Here is a 6,117-nt window from a genome sequence, read left to right on the forward strand (position 1 = left end):
CCCCTCTGCGGGAGAGGGTGGCCCGCCAAGCGGATCGGGAGAGGGGAGCGACGCTTCCGGATAGCGCGCTCACCTCTCCCAACCCTCGCTGATGCGAGGCCCACCCTCCCCCGCAGAGGGGGGAGGGACGCGCGCGGGTGGCTTTTCGCGTCGTGATCGTCATGCGGGCAGGATCACGGCCGTCTCCGGCGCAAAGGCCAAGCCCACGGTCTCGCCCACCGGCATCTGCGCCCCCTGCCCCGCCGGACCGCTGATCCGGATCAGCGAGCCGTCGCCCAGGCGCAGGGTCCGGCGGATGCGGTCGCCGAGGAAGGTCTCGTCCACGACCGTGGCGGGCAGTCCGTCCGGCACCAAGTCGATCCGCTCCGGCCGCAGGGCGAGGACGACCGGGGCGCCAGCATGCAGGGGCTCGGCGTAGGCCGCGCCCCGCAGGGGGCCGAGCCCGGTCTCGACGATGCGCAGCCCCCCCGGCTCGTCGGCCCCGAGCCGGCCGGGGATGAGGTTCACATCTCCCAAAAGCCCCGCCACGAAGCGGGTGGCCGGGCGCTCGTAGAGGTCGCGGGGCCGGCCCACCTGCACCAGCCGGCCGCGATCCATCACGCCGATGCGGTCGGAGAGCGTCATCGCCTCCTCGGGATCGTGGGTGACGACGACGAAGCTGGTCGACAGCCGACGCTGCAGGGCGCGCAACTCCCCTTGGGTCTCCTCGCGCAAGGACCGGTCGAGGGCGCCGAGCGGCTCGTCCAGCAGCAGGACCTTGGGCTCGCGGGCCAGCGCACGGGCCAGCGCCACCCGCTGCCGCTGGCCGCCGGACAGGGTGTCCGGCCGGCGCCCGCCAAAGCCATCGAGGCGCACGAGGCGCAGCAGCCCCTCGACCCGCTCCGCGATCGCCGCCTTACCCAGGCCGAGGCCCTGGAGGCCGTAGGCGAGGTTGCGGCCCACGCTCATGTGCGGGAACAGGGCGTAGGACTGAACCATCATGTTCACCGGCCGCCGGTGGGGCGGCAGGGCGGCGATGTCCGTCTCGCCGAGATACATCGTGCCGGCATCCGGCGCCTCGAAGCCGGCGATCAGGCGCAGCAGGGTGCTCTTGCCGCAGCCGGAGGGGCCGAGCAGGCAGAAGAACTCTTGCGGATCGAGGGTCAGCGACACGTCCGCGACGGCGTCCGCCGCCCCGAACCGCTTGGTCAGCCCCTCCAGCCGCAGCCGCGGCGCGTCCGACCCGGCCAAGGCTTCAGGAATCCTCGCGCAGGGCCTCGGCGACGCGGGCCTCCAGCAGGTCCGGCCGGCGGATCACCAGGGCGCCGCGGGTGCGGTCCACGAGGCCGTCGCTGGCCATCACCGTGAACTCGCGCGTGACCTGCTCCCGGCGGCAGCCGATGCGGGCGGCCAGCACGTGGTGGTAGGGCGGCGGGCTCACCACCCGCTCCCCCGCGCCCGAGCCGCCGGTGCGCGGCACCGAGAGGCGCAGCAGCTCGGCGTAGAGGCGGTGGCGCAGGTCGAGGAGAGCGTGCTCCATCAGGCGGGTGTTCAGTTCGCGCACGCGCTTGGCCAGCAGCCGGAACAGCCGGTCGGCGATGGCCTCGGAGGCGAAGATCATCTGGCGGAAGACGGCGGCCGGCACCACGCAGACCTCGCCGCGGGTGAGCGCCGTGACGTTGGCCGAGCGCCCGACGCCGTCGAGCGCCGCCAGCTCCCCGAAGAAGGCGCCCCCGCGCATCTCGCCGAGGATGACCTCCTTGCCCGACTGCGTCCGGTTGAGGATGCGCACCTCGCCGGCGGCGATGAAGTAGACGTCGGTGGAGATGTCGTCGAAGTCGACCAGCACCTCGTTCTCGTCGAAGCGGCGCCAGTGGCAGCGGGTCTCGAAGGGACCGAGTTCGATGCCCGGCTCCTTGAAGAACGGTATGGTCGAAAGCCGCGCCATCTGGTCTTCCCCTCGAAACTCCGGTCCGAGCGGGCGCCGGCCGACGAAACATCGGGGCGGACCGCGCCCCGCCGTCGAAAGCCTGCCGGCGATGCGCGCTCCCGATCACGGCCCGCGGGGCCGGATGCCGGGATGGCCGAGCTTCGCAGCGGATCGTGACGACAGGGTCCGCACCGGTCAAGCCGCGGGCACCGCGAATGGGGTGGATGAGCCGGCACCTTCTCCCAGGCCCCCGCTTGGGATAACCGAAAGCCGCTGCCCGAGCGCCTGTGCCGAGTGCCCTCACCCATGCCGCCGACCTCGACCGAGACCCCTGACGCCGGCCAGCGCCGGGCGACGCTGGCCACGGCCTTCGAACGCTCCGGGCGCAGCCTGCATACCGGGCGCCACGCCAACGTGCGGGTCTCGCCGGCGCCGCCCGGCCACGGCATCGTCTTCCGCCGCACCCTCAAGGGCGCGCGCACCGCCGACGTGCCGGCGCTCTGGACGCTACGGGAATCCCAGCCCCTGTGCACGGCGATCCGCTCGCCCGAGGGCGTCCTGGTGCGCACCGTCGAACACCTGATGGCCTCGCTCAGCGCCCATGCCGTGGACGACGCGCTCGTCGAGATCGACGCGGAGGAACTGCCGATCTTCGACGGCAGCGCCACGCCCTGGTGCGCGGCGATCCTGGCCGCAGGCCGCATCGAGCGCCCCGCCCCCCGCCCCTGCATCCGCGTGCTGCGCGCCGTGGAGGTCCGCGACGGGCGCCGCTCCCTGCGGATCGAGCCGGCGGACCACCTCCAGATCTCGGCCTCCCTGGCGCTGGCGCATTTCGGCGAGATGCACTGGTCGGGGGCGATCACGCCCGAGAGTTTCGATGCGGACCTCGCGCCCTCACGCAGCTTCGGCCGGCTGAAATGGGCGCTGCCGGCCAAGATCTACGGGTTCGTCACCCGCAAGCCGTTCCTGCGCGGCGCCAACCTCTCGACCACGGCCGGCATCGTCGGCGGGCGCATCATCGGCGGCATGAAGGTGCCGGACGAGCCGGTGCGCCACCGCATCCTCGACCTCGTCGGCGACCTGGCGCTCGCCGGCCACCCGATCCTCGGCCGCCTCACCGCGGCCCATACCGGGCACGAGCTGAACCACGCCCTGGTGGCCAGGCTGATGAACGAGGCCGGGGCTTGGGAGGTGGTATGACGGAAGCCACGTGGGGCGGGGCGGTCGGGATGTGGCACCTCTCCTCCCCCTTGCGGGGAGGAGCCGGAGGTGGGGGTGGTTCAGAAGGGACCGGGGAGCCTCATCCGGCACCACCCCCACCCCTGACCCCTCCCCGCAAGGGGGAGGAGAAGGCGTCGGCGGCGCCGAAAACCCTACACCGACATCCACTTCAGCACGTCGGCCTCCACCATGGTGGCGCGAGGCCCCGAATCCACCACCTGCCCACGGTCCATCACCGCGTAGGCGTCGCAGAGGTCGCGCGCCCACTCGAAATACTGCTCCACCAGCACGATCGCCATCTCGCCCTTGCCGCGCAGGTAGGTGATGGCCCGGCCGATGTCCTTGATGATCGAGGGCTGGATGCCCTCCGTGGGCTCGTCGAGGACGAGCAGCTTGGGACGCGTGACCAGGGCGCGGCCGATGGCGAGCTGCTGCTGCTGCCCGCCCGAGAGGTCGCCGCCGCGCCGGTGCAGCATGTCCTTGAGCACCGGGAACAGGTCGAAGATCTCCCCCTGGATGTGCCGGTCGCCGCGCTTCAGGGGGGCGAAGCCCGTCTCCAGGTTCTCCTTGACGGTGAGCAGCGGAAAAATCTCCCGGCCCTGGGGCACGAAGGCGACGCCGGCGCGGGCCCGGTCGTAGGGGGCGAGCCCCGAGATGTCGCGGCCGTTCAGGCGGATCGCGCCCTTGGCGATGGGCTGCTGGCCGACGATGGCGCGCAGCAGCGAGGTCTTGCCGACGCCGTTGCGGCCCAGCACGGTCGTCACCGCGCCGGGCTCGGCCTCCAGGGAGACCCCGCGCAGGGCCTTGGCCGCGCCGTAGTAGAGATCGATGCCCTCGACCTTCAGCATGCGCGTTCCCTCACCGTCCGGGTTCCTTCATCGTCCCAAGTACACTTCGACCACGCGCGGGTCGGCCGAGACCGCGTCGATCGAGCCCTCCGCCAGCACCGCGCCCTCGTGCAGGCAGGTGACGCGGCAGGCGAGCGCGCGCACGAAGTGCATGTCGTGCTCCACCACCACCACGGCGTGGTCCCGGGCGATGGTGCGCAGGAGCGTCGCGGTCGCCTCGGTCTCGGCGTCGGTCATGCCGGCCACCGGCTCGTCGATCAGCAGGAGCTTGGGGTCCTGCGCCAGCAGCATGCCGATCTCCAGCCACTGCTTCTGGCCGTGCGAGAGGTCGGCCGCCGGCCGGGCCCGGTGGGCGAGCAGCCCGACCGTGGTCAGCAGCGCGTCGATGCGCTCGGCCGCGACCCGGTTGCGCCAGCCGAACAGCGAGGCGACGCCCGCCCGCGGTCCCTTGAGGGCCAGGAGGATGTTGTCGGCCACCGTGTGGCTCTCGAACACGGTCGGCTTCTGGAACTTGCGGCCGATGCCGAGGTCGGCGATGGCCGGCTCGTCGAGCCTGGTCAGGTCGTGGGTGCCGTCGAACAGGGCGATGCCGGTATCGGGCCGGGTCTTGCCGGTGATGCAATCCATCATCGTGGTCTTGCCGGCCCCGTTCGGGCCGATGATCGCCCGCATCTCGCCCTTGGCCAGCGTCAGGGAGAGGCCGCGCAGCGCCCGGTAGCCGTCGAAGGTCACCCTGAGGTCGTCGACGTAGAGCAGCGCCTGCGTCGTTTTCTTGGCATTGGCGGGGCCCGTTTCCGGGCCCGTCGCCGTGGCGGAGACGGGGGCGAGGAGGTCGGCGTCGCTCATGAGCCACGACCCTCTTCCGCGAGCTTGGGGGCGAGTTCCGGTTCCGGCGGGAGCGTGGCCGCAGCGCGACGGCTGCCGAAGCGCTCGATCAGGCTGCCGACGATGCCCTTGGGCATGAACAGGGTCACCAGGACGAACAGGGCGCCGAGGGCAAACAGCCAGGCATCGGGCAGCGCCCCGGTCAGCACGGTCTTGGCGTAGTTGACGAGCACGGCGCCGAGTGCGGCGCCCACCAGCGTGCCGCGCCCGCCGACCGCGACCCAGATCACCGCCTCGATCGAGTTGGTGGGGGCGAACTCGCCGGGGTTGATGATGCCGACCTGCGGCACGTAGAGGGCGCCTGCCACCCCCGCCATCATGGCCGAGACGGTGAAGGCCAGCGTCTTGAAGTGCTCCGGCCGGTAGCCGAGGAAGCGCGTGCGCGATTCCGCGTCGCGCACCGCGATCAGGATCTTTCCGTAGGCCGAGACCGTCATGAAGCGGGCGATCACGTAGCCGATCGCCAGCGCCACGGCGGTGGCCACGAACAGGGCGACCCTGACCCCCTGGGCCTGGACGGGATATCCCAGAAGGTCCTTGAAGTCGGTCAGGCCGTTGTTGCCCCCGAGCCCCATGTCGTTGCGGAAGAAGGCGAGCATCAGGGCGAACGTCATCGCCTGGGTGATGATCGAGAGGTAGACGCCCGTCACCCGCGAGCGGAAGGCGAGCCAGCCGAAGACGAAACCGAGCAGGCCCGGCACGGCCAGCACCATCAGCGCGGCGAAGGCGAAGTTGTCGAAGCCGAGCCAGTACCAGGGCAGTTCCTTGTAGTTCAGGAACACCATGAAGTCGGGCAGCACCGGGTTCCCGTAGACGCCGCGGGGCCCGATCTGGCGCATCAGGTACATACCCATGGCGTAACCGCCGAGGCCGAAGAAGGCGCCGTGGCCCAGCGAAAGGATTCCGCAATAGCCCCAGACCAGGTCGAGGGCGAGCGCGAGCAGGGCGAAGGCGAGGTACTTGCCGAACAGCGAGACCAAGTAGGTCGGCAGGTGCAGGCCGGAGCCTTCGGCGACGCCGAGGTTCAGCAGCGGGACCAGGACGCAGACCGCGGCCAGGGTGCCGAGGAAGATCAGGCCCTTCCCATCGATCAGGCGGGTGCGCGGGGTCATGCGGGTGTTCCGTTCGCGCGTGTGAGCCGTCCCTCCCCCCTCTGCGGGGGAGGGTGCCCTGCGAAGGCAGGGCGGGAGAGGGGCCGCGCAACGGCGCAGGATGTGGTGGGCGTGGGCGACGTCGCCGGATACGGCGCTCCCC

At 71.6% G+C, this 6,117-nt stretch carries 6 protein-coding genes; 1 reads left to right on the top strand and 5 read right to left on the bottom strand.

Annotated elements, in window-relative coordinates; translation table 11 throughout:
- Window positions 1-159: 159 nt before the first annotated feature.
- Window positions 160-1,230 (bottom strand): ABC transporter ATP-binding protein, encoded by a 1,071-nt coding sequence (locus COGEMETH_RS09995; protein ID WP_238182433.1) that lies wholly within the window; start codon window positions 1,228-1,230, stop codon window positions 160-162.
- Between the two features lie 4 nt (window positions 1,231-1,234).
- Complete coding sequence (locus tag COGEMETH_RS10000) at window positions 1,235-1,927, bottom strand: Crp/Fnr family transcriptional regulator (protein WP_238182434.1); 693 nt, start codon at window positions 1,925-1,927, stop codon at window positions 1,235-1,237.
- 288 nt (window positions 1,928-2,215) lie between these two features.
- Between COGEMETH_RS10000 and COGEMETH_RS10005 the strand changes: the two genes are divergently transcribed.
- Window positions 2,216-3,109: a UDP-3-O-acyl N-acetylglycosamine deacetylase gene (locus COGEMETH_RS10005; RefSeq protein ID WP_238182435.1), complete on the top strand. Its 894-nt coding sequence runs from the start codon at window positions 2,216-2,218 to the stop codon at window positions 3,107-3,109.
- A 173-nt stretch (window positions 3,110-3,282) separates the two neighbouring features.
- On the opposite strand, the gene urtE is transcribed toward COGEMETH_RS10005, so the two are convergent.
- From urtE to urtC, 3 genes are read right to left on the bottom strand one after another with little or no spacing between them, the layout of a single operon-like run.
- The gene (gene urtE / locus COGEMETH_RS10010; RefSeq protein WP_238182436.1) at window positions 3,283-3,978 is read right to left on the bottom strand and encodes an urea ABC transporter ATP-binding subunit UrtE; all 696 of its coding nucleotides are present in this window, start codon (window positions 3,976-3,978) and stop codon (window positions 3,283-3,285) included.
- A gap of 27 nt (window positions 3,979-4,005) precedes the next feature.
- Window positions 4,006-4,824 carry an urea ABC transporter ATP-binding protein UrtD gene (gene urtD, locus COGEMETH_RS10015; RefSeq protein WP_238182437.1) on the bottom strand — a complete coding sequence of 273 codons (819 nt, stop codon included), beginning with the start codon at window positions 4,822-4,824 and terminating at the stop codon, window positions 4,006-4,008.
- Complete coding sequence (gene urtC, locus COGEMETH_RS10020) at window positions 4,821-5,975, bottom strand: urea ABC transporter permease subunit UrtC (protein WP_238182438.1); 1,155 nt, start codon at window positions 5,973-5,975, stop codon at window positions 4,821-4,823. The genes urtD and urtC overlap by 4 nt, the downstream gene beginning before the upstream one ends.
- Window positions 5,976-6,117 lie beyond the last annotated feature (142 nt).

Source organism: Methylobacterium trifolii, from assembly GCF_022179685.1.
Taxonomy (GTDB): Bacteria; Pseudomonadota; Alphaproteobacteria; order Rhizobiales; family Beijerinckiaceae; genus Methylobacterium; species Methylobacterium trifolii.

Coding starts and splice junctions, on each gene's coding strand:
- COGEMETH_RS10000 (WP_238182434.1), bottom strand. CDS start 1,927: ATGGCGCGGCTTTCGACCATACCGTTCTTCAAGGAGCCGGGCATCGAA.
- COGEMETH_RS10005 (WP_238182435.1), top strand. CDS start 2,216: ATGCCGCCGACCTCGACCGAGACCCCTGACGCCGGCCAGCGCCGGGCG.
- urtE (WP_238182436.1), bottom strand. CDS start 3,978: ATGCTGAAGGTCGAGGGCATCGATCTCTACTACGGCGCGGCCAAGGCC.
- urtD (WP_238182437.1), bottom strand. CDS start 4,824: ATGAGCGACGCCGACCTCCTCGCCCCCGTCTCCGCCACGGCGACGGGC.
- urtC (WP_238182438.1), bottom strand. CDS start 5,975: ATGACCCCGCGCACCCGCCTGATCGATGGGAAGGGCCTGATCTTCCTC.